The organism is Kribbella sp. NPDC054772, assembly GCF_053611945.1.
This window is the reverse complement of record NZ_JBSHBJ010000062.1, coordinates 1-17102: the sequence shown is the minus strand read 5'-3', so window position 1 is coordinate 17102 and position 17102 is coordinate 1. Positions and strand designations below refer to the sequence as shown.

The 17102-nt window shown below is 68.3% G+C and carries 18 protein-coding genes; 12 read left to right on the top strand and 6 right to left on the bottom strand.

Annotation, left to right across the window (positions count from 1 at the left end):
- Nucleotides 1-142: 142 nt before the first annotated feature.
- Nucleotides 143-1330, bottom strand: coding sequence for a S8 family peptidase (locus ACWGID_RS41085; RefSeq protein ID WP_452204818.1), 1188 nt, complete (start codon nucleotides 1328-1330; stop codon nucleotides 143-145).
- 194 nt (nucleotides 1331-1524) lie between these two features.
- Nucleotides 1525-1980, bottom strand: a complete 456-nt coding sequence (locus ACWGID_RS41080) for a DUF6194 family protein (RefSeq protein WP_452204817.1) — start codon at nucleotides 1978-1980, stop codon at nucleotides 1525-1527.
- 82 nt (nucleotides 1981-2062) lie between these two features.
- Between ACWGID_RS41080 and uvrC the strand changes: the two genes are divergently transcribed.
- Genes uvrC through ACWGID_RS41065 form a run of 3 tightly spaced genes read left to right on the top strand, consistent with a single transcriptional unit; the run spans nucleotide 2063 to nucleotide 5921 of the window.
- The gene (gene uvrC / locus ACWGID_RS41075) at nucleotides 2063-4117 is read left to right on the top strand and encodes an excinuclease ABC subunit UvrC (protein WP_452204815.1); all 2055 of its coding nucleotides are present in this window, start codon (nucleotides 2063-2065) and stop codon (nucleotides 4115-4117) included.
- Nucleotides 4117-4983 carry an RNase adapter RapZ gene (gene rapZ, locus ACWGID_RS41070; RefSeq protein WP_452204813.1) on the top strand — a complete coding sequence of 289 codons (867 nt, stop codon included), beginning with the start codon at nucleotides 4117-4119 and terminating at the stop codon, nucleotides 4981-4983. Before uvrC ends, rapZ begins: the two co-directional genes overlap by 1 nt.
- Entirely contained in the window at nucleotides 4980-5921 is a 942-nt protein-coding gene (locus ACWGID_RS41065) for a gluconeogenesis factor YvcK family protein (RefSeq protein WP_452204812.1), read from the top strand. The genes rapZ and ACWGID_RS41065 overlap by 4 nt, the downstream gene beginning before the upstream one ends.
- Here the strand turns inward: ACWGID_RS41065 and ACWGID_RS41060 are convergent.
- Together ACWGID_RS41060 and ACWGID_RS41055 are read right to left on the bottom strand one after the other, a co-directional pair.
- A complete protein-coding gene (locus tag ACWGID_RS41060; RefSeq protein WP_452204811.1) occupies nucleotides 5914-6663 on the bottom strand; it encodes a hypothetical protein in 750 nt (249 codons plus the stop codon). The two genes, ACWGID_RS41065 and ACWGID_RS41060, sit on opposite strands and share 8 nt — an antisense overlap.
- Nucleotides 6660-7157, bottom strand: coding sequence for a SigE family RNA polymerase sigma factor (locus tag ACWGID_RS41055; RefSeq protein ID WP_452204810.1), 498 nt, complete (start codon nucleotides 7155-7157; stop codon nucleotides 6660-6662). The genes ACWGID_RS41060 and ACWGID_RS41055 overlap by 4 nt, the downstream gene beginning before the upstream one ends.
- 138 nt (nucleotides 7158-7295) lie before the next feature.
- Between ACWGID_RS41055 and whiA the strand changes: the two genes are divergently transcribed.
- The 8 genes from whiA to ACWGID_RS41015 all read left to right on the top strand — a co-directional run bounded on the left by whiA (nucleotide 7296) and on the right by ACWGID_RS41015 (nucleotide 13733).
- The gene (whiA, locus tag ACWGID_RS41050; protein ID WP_452204809.1) at nucleotides 7296-8279 is read left to right on the top strand and encodes a DNA-binding protein WhiA; all 984 of its coding nucleotides are present in this window, start codon (nucleotides 7296-7298) and stop codon (nucleotides 8277-8279) included.
- A gap of 3 nt (nucleotides 8280-8282) precedes the next feature.
- A complete protein-coding gene (locus ACWGID_RS41045) occupies nucleotides 8283-8675 on the top strand; it encodes a hypothetical protein (RefSeq protein ID WP_452204808.1) in 393 nt (130 codons plus the stop codon).
- A 249-nt stretch (nucleotides 8676-8924) separates the two neighbouring features.
- On the top strand, nucleotides 8925-9929 hold the full coding sequence (gap, locus tag ACWGID_RS41040) for a type I glyceraldehyde-3-phosphate dehydrogenase (RefSeq protein ID WP_452204807.1): 1005 nt from the start codon (nucleotides 8925-8927) through the stop codon (nucleotides 9927-9929).
- 94 nt (nucleotides 9930-10023) lie between these two features.
- Nucleotides 10024-11226 carry a phosphoglycerate kinase gene (locus ACWGID_RS41035; RefSeq protein WP_452204806.1) on the top strand — a complete coding sequence of 401 codons (1203 nt, stop codon included), beginning with the start codon at nucleotides 10024-10026 and terminating at the stop codon, nucleotides 11224-11226.
- Nucleotides 11227-11231: 5 nt separating this feature from the next.
- Nucleotides 11232-12047, top strand: coding sequence for a triose-phosphate isomerase (gene tpiA, locus ACWGID_RS41030; protein ID WP_452204805.1), 816 nt, complete (start codon nucleotides 11232-11234; stop codon nucleotides 12045-12047).
- Nucleotides 12044-12277, top strand: coding sequence for a preprotein translocase subunit SecG (gene secG, locus ACWGID_RS41025; RefSeq protein ID WP_130448352.1), 234 nt, complete (start codon nucleotides 12044-12046; stop codon nucleotides 12275-12277). The genes tpiA and secG overlap by 4 nt, the downstream gene beginning before the upstream one ends.
- Nucleotides 12278-12293: 16 nt before the next feature.
- Nucleotides 12294-12653 carry an RNA polymerase-binding protein RbpA gene (locus ACWGID_RS41020; protein WP_387779667.1) on the top strand — a complete coding sequence of 120 codons (360 nt, stop codon included), beginning with the start codon at nucleotides 12294-12296 and terminating at the stop codon, nucleotides 12651-12653.
- A gap of 99 nt (nucleotides 12654-12752) precedes the next feature.
- The gene (locus ACWGID_RS41015; protein WP_452204804.1) at nucleotides 12753-13733 is read left to right on the top strand and encodes an SMP-30/gluconolactonase/LRE family protein; all 981 of its coding nucleotides are present in this window, start codon (nucleotides 12753-12755) and stop codon (nucleotides 13731-13733) included.
- Here the strand turns inward: ACWGID_RS41015 and ACWGID_RS41010 are convergent.
- Nucleotides 13723-15351, bottom strand: a complete 1629-nt coding sequence (locus tag ACWGID_RS41010; RefSeq protein ID WP_452204803.1) for a BCCT family transporter — start codon at nucleotides 15349-15351, stop codon at nucleotides 13723-13725. The two genes, ACWGID_RS41015 and ACWGID_RS41010, sit on opposite strands and share 11 nt — an antisense overlap.
- A gap of 241 nt (nucleotides 15352-15592) precedes the next feature.
- Here ACWGID_RS41010 and ACWGID_RS41005 point away from each other — a divergent pair, with 241 nt between their 5' ends.
- On the top strand, nucleotides 15593-16447 hold the full coding sequence (locus ACWGID_RS41005) for an LLM class flavin-dependent oxidoreductase (RefSeq protein WP_452204802.1): 855 nt from the start codon (nucleotides 15593-15595) through the stop codon (nucleotides 16445-16447).
- Here ACWGID_RS41005 and ACWGID_RS41000 read toward each other — a convergent pair.
- Nucleotides 16428-16916 (bottom strand): DUF6328 family protein, encoded by a 489-nt coding sequence (locus ACWGID_RS41000; RefSeq protein ID WP_452204801.1) that lies wholly within the window; start codon nucleotides 16914-16916, stop codon nucleotides 16428-16430. The two genes, ACWGID_RS41005 and ACWGID_RS41000, sit on opposite strands and share 20 nt — an antisense overlap.
- Nucleotides 16917-17102: the final 186 nt, after the last annotated feature.

The window sequence follows — 17102 nt, the reverse complement described above, 5'->3', positions numbered from 1 at the left end:
AACGCTCGACTGGGACACCCCAGCCGAGCGTTTGCGTGATCTACTCACCACCTAGAACCCAAGGCGGTGTTGCGACGACCCCTTGAAACCGCCAGGTGGCCGGGCCCTTCCGCATCAGGGTCAGGGGATTGTCAGACCGGCGTCAGGACTGCGCGGGGTCGGCCTTGCCGACGAACAACAGCTTGTTCGGCGAGCCCGTGCCCGGGTCGCCGACCTTGTCGGGCGTCCCGTTGGCGACCAGCGCCTTCGCGACGTCGGCAGGCGTGGCGTCCGGGTGGTCGGCCAGGTACAGCGCGACGCCACCGGCGACGTGCGGCGTGGCCATCGACGTACCGCTCATCTTGGCCGTCGAGTCCGGGTCGGTGATCCCGACCGAGGTGATGTCCACACCCGGCGCGAACAGGTCCACGCACTTGCCGAAGTTCGAGAACTCCGCGCGCTTGTCCTGGTTGTCGGTCGCGCCGACGGTGATCGCTGAGGGCTCCCGGGCCGGCGAGCCCTGGCAGGCGTCCGCGCTTTCGTTGCCCGCAGCAACGGCGTAGGTGACGCCGGCGCCGACCGAGGCCTTGACGGCCGCGTCCAGCGCGTCGTCCGCGCCGCCGCCGAGGCTCATGTTCGCCACCGCGGGCTTCTTGGCGTTCTTGGTCACCCAGTCGATCCCGGCGACCACGGACTCGGTCGAACCCGAGCCCTGGCAGTCGAGTACCCGGACACCGATGATCTTCGCACCCTTGGCCAGGCCGTACGTCGTGCCCGCGATGGTGCCCGCCACGTGGCTGCCGTGGCCCATGCAGTCGACGCCGTTCTGGCCGTCGCCGACGGTGTCGGTGCCGACCGAGGCGCGGTCACCGAAGTCCTTGTGCTTGGCGTAGATGCCGGTGTCGATCACGTAGACGTTGACGTTCTTCGCGTCCGACGACGGCTCGTACTTCTTGTCCAGCGGCAGGTCGCGCTGGTCGGCCCGGTCCAGACCCCACGGCGGGTTGTCCTGGCTGACCTTGATCTTCTGGTTCTGCTGCACATAGGCGACCCGGGAGTCACCGGCCAGCTTCTTCGCCTGGTCCTCACTCATGGCGGCGGAGAAGCCCTTGATCGAGGACTCGTACTGGTCCTTGACCTTCACGTCGTAGCTGGTGGCCAGGCCCTGCGTGGTGACCCGGGTCTGGGCCTGCGAGCGCTGCGCCTTCAGGACGACGATGTAGCTGCCGGGGATCGCGTTCGGGTTGCCGGCGCCACGGATCGACACCGGTGCCGGTTCGGCTGCGTCACTGCCGGCCGCGGTGGCGACCGCACCGGTGACGGCTAGCGCGGACGCGGCTAATGCGCCCAAAGAACGACACAGCACGGCGCGTGGTACACGGGGGAATGGGGACATGGGCGGAACTCCCTCGAGTCAGCGCGGGGCCTTGTTGCCTCACGCAAAGGACCTGCACATCTACCCTGGTTCACACGCTAGGGAGCGCGCCCATCCCAGCCGGGGGTCAACCCAGGCTTATGAGTCAACCCGCAACACGACCGCAATCTTCACCGGGTTTGGCGCGCCTGCTGGTTGGTGAACTTCCGCGCCGCGAAGGCGTACGACTCCTCGATCAACGGTTGCAGCTGGTCCAGACCGGTGGGGTTCACGATCGCGACCCAATGCTGCGCGGCATAGAACGGATGCGGCATCAGGGTGTCGCGCGCCGCGTAGTCGTGGCCCGAGTCGAGTACCCAGTCGGCGTCGCGCTCGGTCGGTGGCGGCCCGAACAGGTCGACGTACGTCGCCTTGGTCAGGCCGAGGTTGAGCCGGAAGGCGCCGGGCTCGTCGAGGCGGGAGACCTTCTCGTAGTGGTCGCCGGTCACGATGGTGGCGAACGGTTGCTGCCGCTCCGGTGGCAGGTCGGCGGCGGGGTCGTAGAGGTAGAACAGGTCGTCCTGGGCCTCGAGCACCCGGACACCGTCGTACGAGCGGAACATCCGATCCAGTTCTTCGATGGTCATACCTTCAAGTCTGTCATTGAAGCTGCAATAGAGACTTCGGCCGAATTCCGGATTTGTCGGCGACCCGAACTAGGGTGGTTGGGTGGCTGATCCGTCCTCCTACCGTCCCGCTCCGGGATCGATCCCGGACTCACCCGGCGTCTATCGCTTCAGCGACTCCGCCGGCCGGGTGATCTACGTCGGCAAGGCGAAGAACCTGCGCGCCCGGTTGTCGTCGTACTTCCAGGACCTGGTGAACCTGCATCCCCGGACGCAGGCGATGGTGACGACCGCGTCGAAGGTCGAGTGGACCGTCGTCGGCAGCGAGGTCGAGTCGCTGCAGCTGGAGTACTCCTGGATCAAGGAGTACGACCCGCGCTTCAACGTGAAGTACCGCGACGACAAGTCGTACCCGTGGCTCGCCATCACCCTCAACGAGGACTACCCGCGGGTGATGGTCGGCCGCGGCCAGAAGAAGAAGGGCGTGAAATACTTCGGTCCGTACAGCCACGCGTGGGCGATCCGGGAGACCGTCGACCTGCTGCTCCGGGTGTTCCCGATGCGTTCGTGCAGCAAGGGCGTGTTCAACCGGCACCGCCAGATCGGCCGGCCCTGCCTGCTCGGGTACATCGGCAAGTGCGCCGCGCCCTGCACCGGTCAGGTGAGCCAGGAGGAGCACCGCCAGATCGTCGACGACTTCGCGGCGTTCCTGTCCGGCCAGACCGCGACGTACGTGCGCCGGCTGGAGAAGGAGATGAGGGCCGCGGCCGCCGAGCTGGAGTACGAGCGGGCCGCGAAGATCCGCGACGACCTGGCCGCCCTGGAGAAGGCGCTGGCCAAGAACGCGGTCGTCCTCGGCGACGGCACCGACACGGACGTGATCGCGCTCAGCGAGGACCCGCTCGAGGTCGCCGTGCAGATCTTCTACGTCCGTGGCGGCCGGATCCGCGGTGAACGCGGCTGGATCGCCGACAAGGCCGACGGTACGGCGACCACCGCCGACCTGGTCTCCCGCTTCATCCAGCAGATGTACGCCGACGACTCCGTCGACGCGATCCCGCGGGAAATCCTGGTTCCGACGATGCCGGACGACGCCGACGCGCTGACCGAGTGGCTCGAGGGCATCCGCGGTGCGCGGGTGTCGATCCGGGTCCCGCAGCGCGGCGACAAGAAGGCGCTGATGGAGACCGTCGAGCGCAACGCGCTGCAGACGCTGACGATGCACAAGACCAAGCGGGCCAGCGATCTGACCACCCGCAACCAGGCGCTGGAGGAGATCCAGGCCGGGCTCGACCTGCCCGAGGCGCCGCTGCGGCTCGAGTGCTACGACGTGTCGAACCTGCAGGGCACCGAGGTGGTCGCCTCGATGGTGGTCTTCGAGGACGGCCTGCCGCGCAAGAGTGAGTACCGGCGGTTCGTGATCAAGGGCGTCGAGGGGCAGAACGACGTCGCCTCGATCGCCGAGGTGCTGACCCGGCGGTTCAAGCGGCTGCTCGACGAGCGGGCCACGTTGCAGGCCAGTGAGCAGGGCGACGGGCTGGGCGAGGACGACCCGTCCGCGGCGCTGATCGACCCGGAGACCGGGCGGGCGAAGAAGTTCTCGTACGCGCCCGGTCTGGTCGTGGTCGACGGTGGTCCGCCGCAGGTCGCGGCCGCGCGGCAGGCGATGGACGAGCTCGGCCTCGGTGACATCCCGGTGTGCGGTCTGGCCAAGCGGCTGGAGGAGGTGTGGCTGCCGGACGAGGAGGATCCGGTGATCTTCTCCCGCACCTCCGAGGGGCTGTACCTGCTGCAGCGGCTCCGTGACGAGGCACACCGGTTCGCCATCACGCACCACCGCAACCGGCGGTCGAAGTCCATGGTGGAGAGCGTTCTCGACGAGGTTCCGGGGCTGGGCGAGGTCCGCCGGAAGACACTGCTGAGGCATTTCGGGTCGTTGCGGAAGTTGCGCGCGGCCACCATCGACGAGGTCGAGGCGTTGCCCGGATTCGGGCGGCGTACGGCGGAGTCCGTCGTACTCGCGGTGAACGTCGCCGCAACGAAGGCGGAATCCGGCCGGGCGCCATCGGTGAACACGGCCACAGGCGAGATACTGGACGACGACGTCCCGGCGCCGGCCGCGACGCCCGACGGGGACCCAGGGAGAACAGAGAACTGATGGACGACACGGACGGCAACCTGATCATCGTGTCCGGGATGTCCGGCGCGGGACGCAGCTCCGTCGCCGACGTACTGGAGGACCTCGGCTGGTTCGTCGTCGACAACCTGCCACCGATGTTCCTGACCACCATCGTCGAGCAGGTCGTCGGGACCGGCGCGGCACCGCGGCTCGCGGTCGTCGTCGACGTCCGGACCGGCCTGTTCTTCGACGAGCTGAGTTCGGCGATCCACGACCTGCGGCTGAAGGGCTTCCGCCCGCTGACGCTGTTCCTGGAGGCGTCCGACGACGTGATCGTGCGCCGGCAGGAGAGTGTCCGGCGGCCGCACCCGCTGCAAGGCGAGGGTCGGCTGCTGGACGGTATCCAGCGCGAGCGGGAGCTGCTCGGCGACATCCGGGCCGGCGCCGACCTGGTGATCGACACCTCGAGCCTGAACATCCACCAGCTCGCCGCGAAGATCGTGAACGCCTTCGGGGACGAGGAGAACGCCGAGCTCCGGGCGACCGTGGTGTCGTTCGGGTTCAAGTACGGCATCCCGGTCGACGCCGACGTGGTCGCGGACATGCGCTTCATCCCGAACCCGTACTGGCAGCCCGACCTGCGCCCGATGACCGGGCAGGACCAGCCTGTGTCAGACTTCGTGCTCGGCCATCCGCTGGCCCAGCAGTTCCTGCAGAACTACGTGGACGTGCTGGACACCCTGCGGACCGGCTACCTGAACGAGGGCAAGCGCTTCGTCACCGTCGCGATCGGCTGCACCGGGGGTAAGCACCGCAGCGTCGCGATGGCCGAAGAGATCGCCCGGAGGCTGCGCGAGAAGGGCTCACCGACGTTGGTGGTACACCGAGATCTGGGGCGGGAGTGACGCGGGCTCCGCGAGTAGTTGCTCTGGGTGGGGGACACGGCCTGGCCGCGTCCCTGTCCGCGCTGCGTCATGTCACCGATCAGCTGACCGCGGTCGTTACGGTCGCCGACAACGGCGGCTCGTCGGGGCGGTTGCGCCAGGAACTCGGCGTACTGCCGCCGGGCGATCTGCGGATGGCGCTCGCCGCGCTCTGCCGCGACGACGAATGGGGGCGGACGTGGGCCGACGTCCTGCAACATCGCTTCCGCAGCAACGGTGAACTGCACGACCACGCGGTCGGCAACCTGCTGATCGTCGCGTTGTGGGAGCTGCTCGGCGAAGCGGTCGACGGACTGGACTGGGTGGCCCGGCTGCTCGGTGCGCAGGGCCGGGTGCTGCCGATGTCCGCCGTACCGCTGGACATCACCGCTCGGGTGCTCGGGCTGGATCCGGAGCACCCGGAGGCGATCACGGAGATCCGGGGTCAGGCCGAGGTGGCGACGACCGAAGGTCATGTGGTCGACGTCGCGCTCGACCCGGCCGACCCGCCGGCTTGTCCCGAGGCTCTGGTTGCTGTTGCAGAAGCTGATTGGGTCGTGGTGGGTCCGGGGTCGTGGTTCACGTCCGTCATACCGAATCTCCTGGTCCCTGAGCTCAGTCGCGGCCTGGAGCGGACGAGCGCGCGCCGGCTCCTGACGTTGAACCTGGGGGAGCAGAAGGGCGAGACCGACGGCTTCTCGCCGGAGACGCACCTGGAGGTGCTGGCCGCGCACGCGCCGGATCTCCGCGTCGACGTTGTCCTCGCCGATACCGGTCACGTGCCCGACCCCGAGTCACTCCGCCGTACGGCGCAGTCCCTCGGGGCCGAGCTGGTGATCGCGGACATCGCCGACGACGACCGCGACATGCACCACGCGCCGGACAAACTGGCGAAGGTCTACCGCGAGATCCTCAACTAGCCGGAAGGACGAGTCTGCGTTCCAGCACCTGCCGACCGGCGGCGTCGTACCCGCGGACCAGCGACTTCGGGGCGCTCGGGTCGTAGCCCTGCCTGCCGAACGCGAAGAAGCCTTCACGGCCGACCAGCCCGGCCCGCACCCTGCCGTCAGGGGTGTCGGCGACAACGGTCACGAGGCTCGTCGGCCCGCGGCTCGAGTCGGTCCACCGCGGGAGCAGGTCGTCGCCGTGCCGATTCACCAGGTCTTGCCGCGCCGCTGACACGTGGCCGCCGCCTTCCTGTTCGCAGCCTGCGGCGACACTGTGGTCCGCGGACAGGAGTACGGCGTAGAAGCGCTCGCCGACGCCCGTCTTGAGGACGACGTCCCAGGCGCCGTCGATCGGACCGGACTTGTCCCAGGAGGCGGGCGTATGGTCCGCAGTTGCGCACCGTTGGCGGATGGCGTCGTCGCTCAGCGGGCTGATCGGCGGCGCGGGCTGGAGGACCTTGCCGGTCTTGACGTCGATGGTCACCGTGCTGGTCGGAGTCCCTGCTACCGGGGCCGGATCGGCCTGGTGGATCGGCCAGGCGTTGACCGCGCCGGCGACAGCCACGACGGCGACGGCCGCGGATGCGATCGCTGCGACGCGACGTCGCCGTACGGACGTGCGCCCGCGGCGGACGATGTCGTCGACCGAGAGGTGCAGCGGCCGGTCGGTGTCGTCAGCAGCTTCGGCGAGGCGGCGTTCGAGGTCAGTGGTCATGATGGAGTCCTTTCGCCGAGGATCTCGCGGAGGCGGGTGAGGCCGCGGGAGGTCTGACTCTTCACGCCGCCGACGCCGACGCCCAGAACGTCGGCGGTCTGTTCGAGGCTGAGGTCGGTGTAGTACCGGAGGACGACGCACGCCCGCTGGCTCGGTGGCAGTGCGGCGAGTGCCTGGACGACGAGCATCCGGTCGTCGACTGTGCCGAGCGGATCAGCCGGGACGATCGGATCGTCGGTGTCGACCAGTCGCTCGCGGCGCCACGGCCTGCGCGCCTGGTTCAAGACCGCTGTGACCAGGCACTTGTGCGTGTAGCTGTTCAGACCTTGGGCGCGGTCGATCCGATGCCAGCGCTGGTACACCTTGACCAGCGCGTCCTGGGCCGCGTCCTCGGCCCGATGCCAGTCGCCGCACATCAAGTACGCCGTTCTGCGCAACCGCCGAATCATGCCGCTCGCGAACTCGGTGAACTCGGCTTCGTCCGATGCCTTCATGCCCCTCCTCCCACGATGTCGCCTGAGTAACGCGAGCATCGGTGCGGAAGGTTGCAACCGATCCGAGCGCCGTAACCGGAAAGGCCGCCGCCCGTTGGTCGTCCGAGGGTCTTTGACATGGGTGGGAGGATGCTTTCTATGGCGATGACAGCACAGGTGAAGTCCGAGCTGACCAGTATTCAGGTGACGAAACCGTGTTGCCGTAAGGCCGAGGTCTCGTCGATCCTGCGGTTCGCCGGCGGGCTGCATTTGGTGTCGGGCCGGATCGTGGTCGAGGCCGAACTGGACAGTGGCGCCGCGGCACGGCGGCTGCGCAAGGACATCGCCGAGATCTTCGGACACCCGTCGGACGTGGTGGTGATCTCCCCGTCCGGGATCCGCAAGCAGACGAAGTACGTCGTTCGCGTCGTTCGTGACGGTGACGCGCTGGCGCGGCAGACCGGCCTGGTGGACAACCGCGGCCGTCCGGTTCGCGGCCTGCCGCCGGCGGTCGTCTCGGGTGCGTCCTGCGATGCGGTGGCGGCCTGGCGCGGTGCTTTCCTCGCGCATGGTTCGCTGACCGAGCCGGGGCGTTCGTCGTCGCTCGAGGTGACCTGTCCCGGTCCGGAGGCGGCGCTGGCGCTGGTTGGCGCGGCTCGGCGGCTCGGGATCGGTTCGAAGGCGCGCGAGGTACGGAACGTGGACCGCGTGGTGATCCGCGACGGTGACGCGATCGGTGCCCTGCTGACGCGGCTCGGTGCGCACGAATCGGTGCTGGCGTGGGAGGAGCGCCGGATGCGTCGCGAAGTACGGGCGACGGCGAACCGGCTCGCGAACTTCGACGACGCGAACCTGCGTCGCTCCGCGCGCGCCGCGGTCGCGGCCGGTGCCCGCGTCGAGCGTGCGTTGGAGATTCTCGGCGACGACGTACCGGATCACCTGCAGATCGCGGGCAAGCTGCGGCTGGAGCACAAACAGGCGAGCCTCGAGGAGCTCGGCCAGTTGCATGAGCCGGCACTCACCAAGGACGCGGTAGCGGGCCGGATCCGTCGCCTGCTCGCGATGGCCGACAAGCGCGCCTCGGACCTCGGCGTCCCGAACACCGAAGCCAACCTCACCCCGGACATGCTCGACCCGGCCTGACCGATGGGCGACGCGAGCGACGAGGCCAGGGCCCGCGACGATCTCGAACGCGTGAAGACCGAGAACCTGCTGAACACCGCACGGCAGCAAGCGGAACTTGCCGAGCTCCGTCGGAAGCAGGCCGAGGAAGCGGCCAAGAACAAGATGGTTGCGGACCCGGAGCAGGCGGCGCCGAACTGGCCGGACGACGGGTTCCAGGAAGCTCCCGGTCGGCTCGACTGGGTGAAGGGTGCGCTGGGCGTTGGTGCGGCCGGTGATGCCGCGTTCGTGCATCGGCTGCTGAACGACGGGCGGCCGCCGGCGTCGGACGCGGTGGCCGACAAGGCCGAGCCGGCGGAGGACCGGCCGGGTGTTGTCGCACCGACCCGAGGAACGGCGCAGGCTTTCGGGCGTTGACACCTGCCTGCGCGGTGAACTGGGCGGCGCGGCTAGGTGAACAAGGTGTTCCGGGGGAGTGGAACGGCGGTTTCTGGAGAGATGCTCCGGAAATCGCCGTTTTTCGTACCAGCAAGTGGTCTGGTCTGAAGGATCGAAAAAGAGCACCTGGTCTCATCTGGACGCTACCAGTTGATCGGGTGGGCTCTTGGGCTAGTCTTCGGGCTGTAGCGGCAGTGCTCGACAGCTAGTTTGAGGAGACGTAGTCCCGTGACCGTACGCGTAGGTATCAACGGCTTCGGCCGGATCGGCCGTAACTTCTTCCGCGCCGTGCAGGCGTCCGGTGCCGACATCGAGGTCGTCGCCGTCAACGACTTGACCGACAACCAGACTCTCGCTCACCTGCTGAAGTACGACTCGATCCTGGGCCGCTTCCCGGGCGAGGTGTCCGCGACCGATGACGACATCACCGTCGCCGGCAAGAGCTTCAAGGCCTTCGCCGAGCGCGACCCCGCGAACCTGAAGTGGTCGGACGTCGGCGCCGACGTGGTGATCGAGTCGACCGGTTTCTTCACCGACGCCACCAAGGCCAAGACGCACGCCGACAACGGCGCCAAGAAGGTCATCATCTCCGCCCCGGCGAAGAACGAGGACCTGACCATCGTGATGGGTGTGAACCACGACCTGTACGACGCCGAGAAGCACACCGTGATCTCGAACGCGTCCTGCACGACGAACTGCCTGGCCCCGATGGCGAAGGCGATCCACGACGCGTTCACGATCGAGCAGGGTCTGATGACCACGATCCACGCGTACACCCAGGACCAGAACCTGCAGGACGGCCCGCACAAGGACCTGCGTCGCGCCCGCGCCGCGGCCCTGAACATCGTGCCGACCTCCACCGGTGCCGCGAAGGCGATCGGCCTGGTGCTGCCGGAGCTGAAGGGCAAGCTCGACGGCTACGCGCTGCGCGTTCCGACCCCGACCGGTTCGGCCACCGACTTGACCGTGAACGTCGGCCGTGAGACCTCGGTCGAGGAGGTCAACGCCGCGGTGAAGGCCGCCGCCGAGGGCCCGCTGAAGGGCTTCCTGAAGTACACCGAGGACGAGATCGTCTCCACCGACATCGTCACCGACCCGGCGTCCTGCATCTTCGACGCGGGCCTGACCAAGGTGCTCGGCAGCCAGGTCAAGGTCGTCGGCTGGTACGACAACGAGTGGGGCTACTCGAACCGCCTCGTCGACCTGGTCAACCACGTCGGCGCCTCGCTCTGATCCTGTTCCTTAGCTTCACGAATCGCAGCCTGCGTCCGGCCGACCTGGTGTCCACCGGACGCAGGCTCATCGCTATCTCGAGGAAAGCTGACCTGTGAAGACCATCGACGATCTGGGTGACCTGGCGGGCCTGCGGGTGCTGGTCCGGTCCGACCTGAACGTGCCGATCAAGGACGAGGTGATCGGCGACGACGGCCGCATCCGCGCCTCGCTGCCGACGCTGATCACGCTGGCCAAGGCCGGCGCCAAGGTGATCGTGACCGCGCACCTCGGCCGTCCGAAGGGCGAGCCGAACCCGGCCTACACGCTGGCCCCGGTGGCCAAGCGGCTCGGCGAGCTGCTGCAGCCCGAGGGCATCACGGTGCACTTCGCCGGCGACGTCACGGGCGACGCTGCGCAGTCCGCCGTACAGGATCTGGACGAGGGTGAGGTTCTCCTGCTGGAGAACGTGCGCTACGACCCGCGCGAGGAGAGCAAGGACGAGGCGCAGCGTGCCGCGCTGGCCGAGGAGCTCGCCGCGCTCGCCGATGTGTTCGTCAGCGACGGCTTCGGTGTCGTGCACCGCAAGCAGGCCAGTGTGTACGACGTCGCGCGGAAGCTCCCGCACGCCGCCGGCGGCCTGGTACTCGCCGAGGTCGAGGTGCTGAAGAAGCTCACCGAGGAGCCGGCCCGCCCGTACGTCGTCGTGCTCGGCGGCGCGAAGGTGTCGGACAAGCTCGCGGTGATCGACAACCTGATCGCGAAGGCCGACAAGCTGCTGATCGGTGGCGGCATGGTCTTCACCTTCCTGAAGGCGCAGGGCCACGAGGTCGGCAAGAGCCTGCTCGAGGACGACCAGCTCGACGTGGTCAAGGGCTACCTGGAGACCGCGCAGGCCAAGGGTGTCGAGATCGTGCTGCCGACCGACATCGTGGTCGCGCCCGAGCTCAAGGCCGACTCCCCGGCCACGGTGGTGGCCGCCGACGCGATGCCCGCCGACCAGCTCGGTCTGGACATCGGCCCGGACTCCGGCAAGGCGTTCGCCGCCGAGATCGCGGCCGCGAAGACCGTGTTCTGGAACGGTCCGATGGGCGTCTTCGAGATGGCCGCGTTCGCCGGCGGAACGAAGGCGGTCGCGCAGGCGTTGACCGAGGTGGACGGGCTGAGTGTCGTCGGTGGCGGTGACTCCGCGGCCGCCGTACGGCAGCTAGGCTTCGCCGACGACGCGTTCGGCCACATCTCCACCGGTGGTGGCGCGTCGCTGGAATACCTGGAGGGCAAGGAGCTCCCGGGTCTCGCCGTACTGGAAGAGGACTGACACCCATGGCCGCCGAGAGCGCAGCTGCCCGTACGCCGTTGATGGCGGGCAACTGGAAGATGAACCTGAACCATGTCGAGGCCGTGCACCTGCTGCAGAAGCTGAGCTGGACGCTGCAGGACAAGAAGCACGACTTCGAGCGGGTCGAGGTGGCGGTGCTGCCGCCGTTCACCGACATCCGCAGCGTGCAGACGCTCATCGACGGTGACCGGATGAAGATCAAGTACGGCGCCCAGGACGTGTCCACGCACGACTCCGGCGCGTACACCGGCGAGATCTCGGCGTCGATGCTGACCAAGCTCGGCTGCACCTACGTGCTCACCGGTCACTCCGAGCGCCGGCAGTACCACAACGAGACCGACGCGGTTGTCAACGCCAAGACCACGAAGGCCCTCGAGGCCGGGCTGATTCCGATCGTCTGTGTGGGTGAGGGCCTGGAGGTCCGCAAGGCCGACGGCCACGTCGACCACTGCCTCACGCAGATCGACGCGGCGCTGGCCGGACTGAAGCAGGACGACGTCCGCAAGCTCGTGATCGCCTACGAGCCGGTCTGGGCGATCGGCACCGGCGAGGTCGCGACCCCGGACGACGCGCAGGAGGTTATCGCCGCCATCCGTGGCCGGCTCGAGGAGACGATTTCACCCTCGGTCGCCGACTCGGTACGGATTCTTTACGGCGGATCGGTGAAGATGGCCAGCGCAGGTGGCATCATGGCCCAACCGGATGTCGACGGCTGCCTGGTCGGAGGTGCAAGCCTCCAGGTGGACGAGTTCGCCGGCATCTGCCGTTACCTGGACCTTCAGTTAGGCTACTCCTCGTGATTCTCGCTTTCTCGATCGTCGTGATCGTCTGCAGCCTGTTCCTGACGCTGCTGGTGCTGCTGCACAAAGGCCGCGGTGGCGGCCTCTCGGACCTGTTCGGCGGCGGTGTGTCGTCGAGCCTCGGCGGCTCCTCGGTCGCCGAGCGGAACCTGGACCGGATCACGATCGGTGTCGGACTGATCTGGTTCGCGTCGATCGTCGCGGTCGGCCTGCTGTACAAGCTCGGCTGAGGGGGAGTAGGTTCCCGTGGCTGGTGGTGGCAGTGCGATTCGTGGCAGCCGGGTCGGTGCCGGGCCGATGGGCGAGGCGGAGCGCGGCGACACCGCGCCCCGGCAGCGCATCGTGTTCTTCTGTGCGAACGGGCACGAGACCGCGACCTGGTTCGCGGTCGAGGCGGCCATTCCGGAGGAGTGGGACTGTCCACGGTGTGGTCTGCCGACCAGCACCGATGTGAACAACCCGCCTCCGCCGCCGAAGATCGAGCCCTACAAGACGCACCTGGCCTATGTGAAGGAGCGCCGCTCCGAGCAGGAGGCCCAGGAGATCCTCGACGAGGCCCTGGAGAAGTTGCGCGCCCGCCGCGCCCGCGGCGAGATCATCTTCTAGCAGTACGACGGCGCAGCCCGGACCGACTCTTGTCGGCCCGGGCTGGTCCGTTGTGTGCCGTGTGTGAGCGGATCGACGCAGCGCGCTAAGGTCGGCGGCATGAAGTCGTCGATCGCGCCCGTCCGCTGGACCCCGCCGCCCGCGCCGCCGACCCGGTACCCGGTGAACGTCGACGTGGACGTCGTCGCGCTGCCCGGTGCCGGCCCCGAGGACACGCTGATCGACAGCGACGGCAGCGTGCTGACCGGCCTGTACGACGGCCGGATCCTGCGCGTCAGCGCCGACGGGAAGACGATCAGCACGCTCGCCGACACCGGCGGCCGGCCGCTCGGCCTCGAATGGTTGCCGGACGGCAAGGTACTGATCTGCGACGCGAACCGCGGCCTGCTGACACTCGACAAGGACAACCGGGTCGCGACCCTGCTGTCCGAGATCGACGGCCGCCCGATGCGGTTCTGCAACAACGCGGACGTCACCGAGGACGGCACGATCTACTTCACCGACTCCTCGACCCGGTTCGGCATCGACGACTGGATGGCCGACCTGCTCGAACACACCACGACCGGCAGCGTGTACCGCCGTACGCCGGATGGGGAGGTGACGCGGCTCGCGACCGGACGGGGCTTCCCGAACGGCGTGGCGTTGAGCGCGGACCAGCGGACGGTGTTCTGGGCGGAGACGGCGACGTACGGCCTCTACAAGCTCGACGTGACGACCGAGGGTGCCGAGCCGGTGCAGATCGCCGCGATCCCCGGGCTGCCCGACAACATCGCCCGCGGGTCGGACGGGTTGATCTGGGTCGCGGTCGGCTCGCCGCGGAACGCCGTACTGGACTTCCTGCTGCCGAAGCAGCCGGTGTTCCGCAAGCTCGTCTGGGCGCTGCCGGATGCCTTGAAGCCGAAGGCCGCGGACATCATCGAGATCCAGGCGTACGACGAGACCGGCGCGCTGGTGCACGACCTGCGGGCCAAGCACCCGGACTTCCACATGCCGACAGGCGTCCGCGAACGCGACGGGAAGGTGTGGCTAGGAAGCATCGGGACCAGCTCCCTAGCCACATTCCCGACGCCTACTTCTTAGCTACTTCCTTCTCAGCTCCGTCGTCCTGTGTCTCACCGTTGCCGGTGACCACAAGTGTGAAGTCCTCGCCGTGGTTGCTGACGCCTTCGATGACCGCCGCCTCGACCGCCTCCGAGCCGATCTCGCTCCGCAGCATCAAGGGATCGGTACGCAGGTCCTTGGCAAGCGCGACCGCTAGTCCAACCATCACGACCGCGAACGGCAACGCCGCGACGATCGTGAGGTTCTGCAGGCCTTGCAAGGCGTCCGCACCGCCTCCGCCGGCGAGCAGCATGACCGCGGCGACTGCTCCGGTCAGCACGCCCCAGAAGATGACCAGCGGCTTCTTCGGCTCGATCGCGCCACGCTCGGACAGCGTGCCCATCACGATCGACGCCGCGTCCGCTCCGGACACGAAGAAGATCGCGACCAGCATGACGACCAGGATCGTGGTCACCGAGGTGAGCGGGATGTGATCGAGCATGCCGAACAGCTGTCCCTCGGTGGTCGACTCACCGGCGATGTCGGCGCCACCACGCTGGATGTCGATCGCCGTACCGCCGAAGATGCAGAACCACACCAGGCTGACCAGTGACGGCACCAGCAGGACGCCGGTGACGAACTGGCGGATCGTCCGGCCGCGGCTGATCCGCGCGATGAACATGCCGACGAACGGCGTCCACGAGATCCACCAGGCCCAGTAGAAGACGGTCCAGCCGGACAGCCACTTGGCCATCGCGTCGCCGCCACTCGCCTCCGTCCGGGCCGCCATGTCGGCCAGGTCGCGGAAGTAGTCGCCGATCGCGGTCGGCACCAGGTTCAGGATCAGTACGGTCGGGCCGACCACGAACACGAACACGGCCAACACGACGGCCAGCACCATGTTGATGTTCGAGAGCCACTGGATGCCCTTGGCGACGCCGGACACCGCCGACGCGACGAACGCCGCGGTCAGGATGGTGATGACGCCGATCATGACGCCGTTACCGGTCTTGTCCAGCCAGCCGAGGATCCGGATACCGGACCCGATCTGCAGCGCTCCGAGTCCGAGCGACGCCGCGGAACCGAACAGCGTCGCGAAGATCGCGAGCCCGTCGATCACCTTGCCGATCGGACCTTCGGTACGGCGTCCGAGCAACGGCGCGAACGCGGCGCTGATCAGCTGCGACCGGCCACGCCGGAACGTGCCGTACGCGATCGCGATCCCGACGACCGCGTAGATCGCCCACGGGTGCAGCGTCCAGTGGAACAGCGTGGTCGCCATCGCGGTCTCGAGGGCCTTGGACGACCCGCCCTCGACGGTGCCGGGCGGGGGACTGGTGAAGTGCGAGAGCGGCTCGCTCACGCCGAAGAACATCAGGCCGATGCCCATGCCGGCGCTGAACATCATCGCCACCCAGGACACGGTCTTGAACTCGGGTTTCTCGTCGTCGCGCCCGAGCGGGATCCGCCCGTACCGGCCGGCGGCCAGCCAGATCACGTAGACGACGAAGCCGGAGGCCAGCAGCACGAACAGCCAGCCGGTGTTCTGCTCGACCCATCCGAGGGCCGAGGTGGACGCCGTACCGAGGCCGGTGGCGTCGACGATGCCCCAGGCCACGAAGGCCAGGGCGATGACCGCGGTGACGCCGAAGGTCACCCGGTCGAGACCGGAACCGTGACTTCGGCTGCCGGGCGGTGGTGGTGTCGCAATTGCGGGGTGTGATGCGTGGTCGGGAGTCTCTGCCGGGCTGTCGATATCGATCGCCACAGGTGATGTCACGCCTCGCTGTGGGCGCGCCTCCGTTCGGTGAAAGGGGGAAAAGTGCCTTCCGACCGTGTCGGAGATCGTGGCAAAACGCAACAATCGTGGTTTCGGCCACACTCGATAGGGTGCGGTCATGCGTTTTGGGATCGCGATTCTGCCGGAGTACCGCTGGACGGACGCCGCGCCACGGTGGCGCCGGGCCGAGGAGTACGGGTTCGACCACGCGTGGACCTACGACCACCTGACCTGGAGCGGTCTCCAGGACTCACCGTGGTACGGGACGACGCCGACGCTGACCGCCGCCGCGCTGGTCACGTCGACGATCAAGCTCGGCACCTTCGTGACGTCGCCGAACTTCCGGCACCCGCTGTCGCTGACCCGTGACATCCTGGCAATCGACGACGTGTCCGACGGCCGGTTCCTGGCCGGGATCGGCGCCGGCGGCAGCCTGGATGCGACCATCCAGGGCGGCCCGGACCTGACCGCACGACAGAAGCAGGACCGCTACCAGGAGTTCGTGAAGCTCCTCGACACGTTGCTGACCACCGACGGCGTGGACTTCAAGGGCGAGTACTTCGAGACGCGCAACGGCCGCACGCTGCCCGGGTGCGTCCAGAAGCCCCGGGTCCCGTTCATCCTGGCCGGTAACGGACCGCGGTCACTCCGCTTCGCTGCCCAGAACGGCGACGGCTGGATGACGACCGGTGGGGCGGGCGACGACCAGGACAGCTGGTTCGCCTCCGTTGCGGACCTCAGCCACCGGCTGGACGACCTCCTCGAGGGCCGGCACCTCGACCGTTATCTGTCGCTCGACTCGGCGCTCTACGCACTGTCCAGCCCCAGCGCCTTCGAGGACGCGGTGGGCCGGGCCGCCGCTCTCGGCTTCACCGACGTCATCACCCACTGGCCCCGCGCCGAAGGTATCTACGCCGGCTCCGAATCCACCCTGGAGACGATCGCGACCGAGGTCATTCCTCGTCTCCGCTAGTGCGGCGGACCCAGGCGGGGATGCCGAACCAGATGATGCTGAACCAGACCAGGACGACGACGACGACCAGGATCGCGACGTTGCGGCGGAGGACGACGTCGAGGGCGATCAGCAGGCCGCCGGCGAGCGCGAGGACCGCGAGCATCAGGCCCGCGATCGCCATCCGGCTGGCGATCGGGAGCATCCGGTGCCGGAGTTGCCGGCGGTAGATGATGCGGTGGAAGGACACCGGCGCCACGAACAGGCCGACCGAGAGCGCGGCGGCGATCAGCGTGGCGGCGTACACGGTGCGGATGAAGCGGTCGGCTTCCTGGAAGCGGTTCTGGAAGGCGATGCCGAGCAGGAAGGCGAACAGGATCTGAGTGCCGGCCTGGGCGAGCCGGAGCTCCTGGAGCAGTTCGTTCAACTGGCGGTCGAGCCGCTCGCCGGGTTCCTCGCCCGGCCGGCTGTACCGCGGACTGTCGGCCACGTCCTCAGATTAGGCCGCGACAACGGCGAAGGGGGGGGGGGCCCCCCGCGGGGGGGGGGGGCCCCGGGCTACCGCGTGGGGCCGCCCCCCGGGTCACCCGCCTTTGGGGCCGGGGCCGCGGCCTTCCCCGCGGGGGGGGGGCGCCCCCACGCCGAGGGTGTTCCAGTCGTCGGCGTTGTACATCAG

Excerpts from the sequence above, each read along its gene's own strand:
- ACWGID_RS41060 (WP_452204811.1), bottom strand. The coding sequence starts at position 6,663 with ATGACCACTGACCTCGAACGCCGCCTCGCCGAAGCTGCTGACGACACC.
- ACWGID_RS41080 (WP_452204817.1), bottom strand. The coding sequence starts at position 1,980 with ATGACCATCGAAGAACTGGATCGGATGTTCCGCTCGTACGACGGTGTC.
- ACWGID_RS41055 (WP_452204810.1), bottom strand. The coding sequence starts at position 7,157 with ATGAAGGCATCGGACGAAGCCGAGTTCACCGAGTTCGCGAGCGGCATG.
- ACWGID_RS41015 (WP_452204804.1), top strand. The coding sequence starts at position 12,753 with ATGAAGTCGTCGATCGCGCCCGTCCGCTGGACCCCGCCGCCCGCGCCG.
- whiA (WP_452204809.1), top strand. The coding sequence starts at position 7,296 with ATGGCGATGACAGCACAGGTGAAGTCCGAGCTGACCAGTATTCAGGTG.
- ACWGID_RS41045 (WP_452204808.1), top strand. The coding sequence starts at position 8,283 with ATGGGCGACGCGAGCGACGAGGCCAGGGCCCGCGACGATCTCGAACGC.
- ACWGID_RS41005 (WP_452204802.1), top strand. The coding sequence starts at position 15,593 with ATGCGTTTTGGGATCGCGATTCTGCCGGAGTACCGCTGGACGGACGCC.
- tpiA (WP_452204805.1), top strand. The coding sequence starts at position 11,232 with ATGGCCGCCGAGAGCGCAGCTGCCCGTACGCCGTTGATGGCGGGCAAC.
- rapZ (WP_452204813.1), top strand. The coding sequence starts at position 4,117 with ATGGACGACACGGACGGCAACCTGATCATCGTGTCCGGGATGTCCGGC.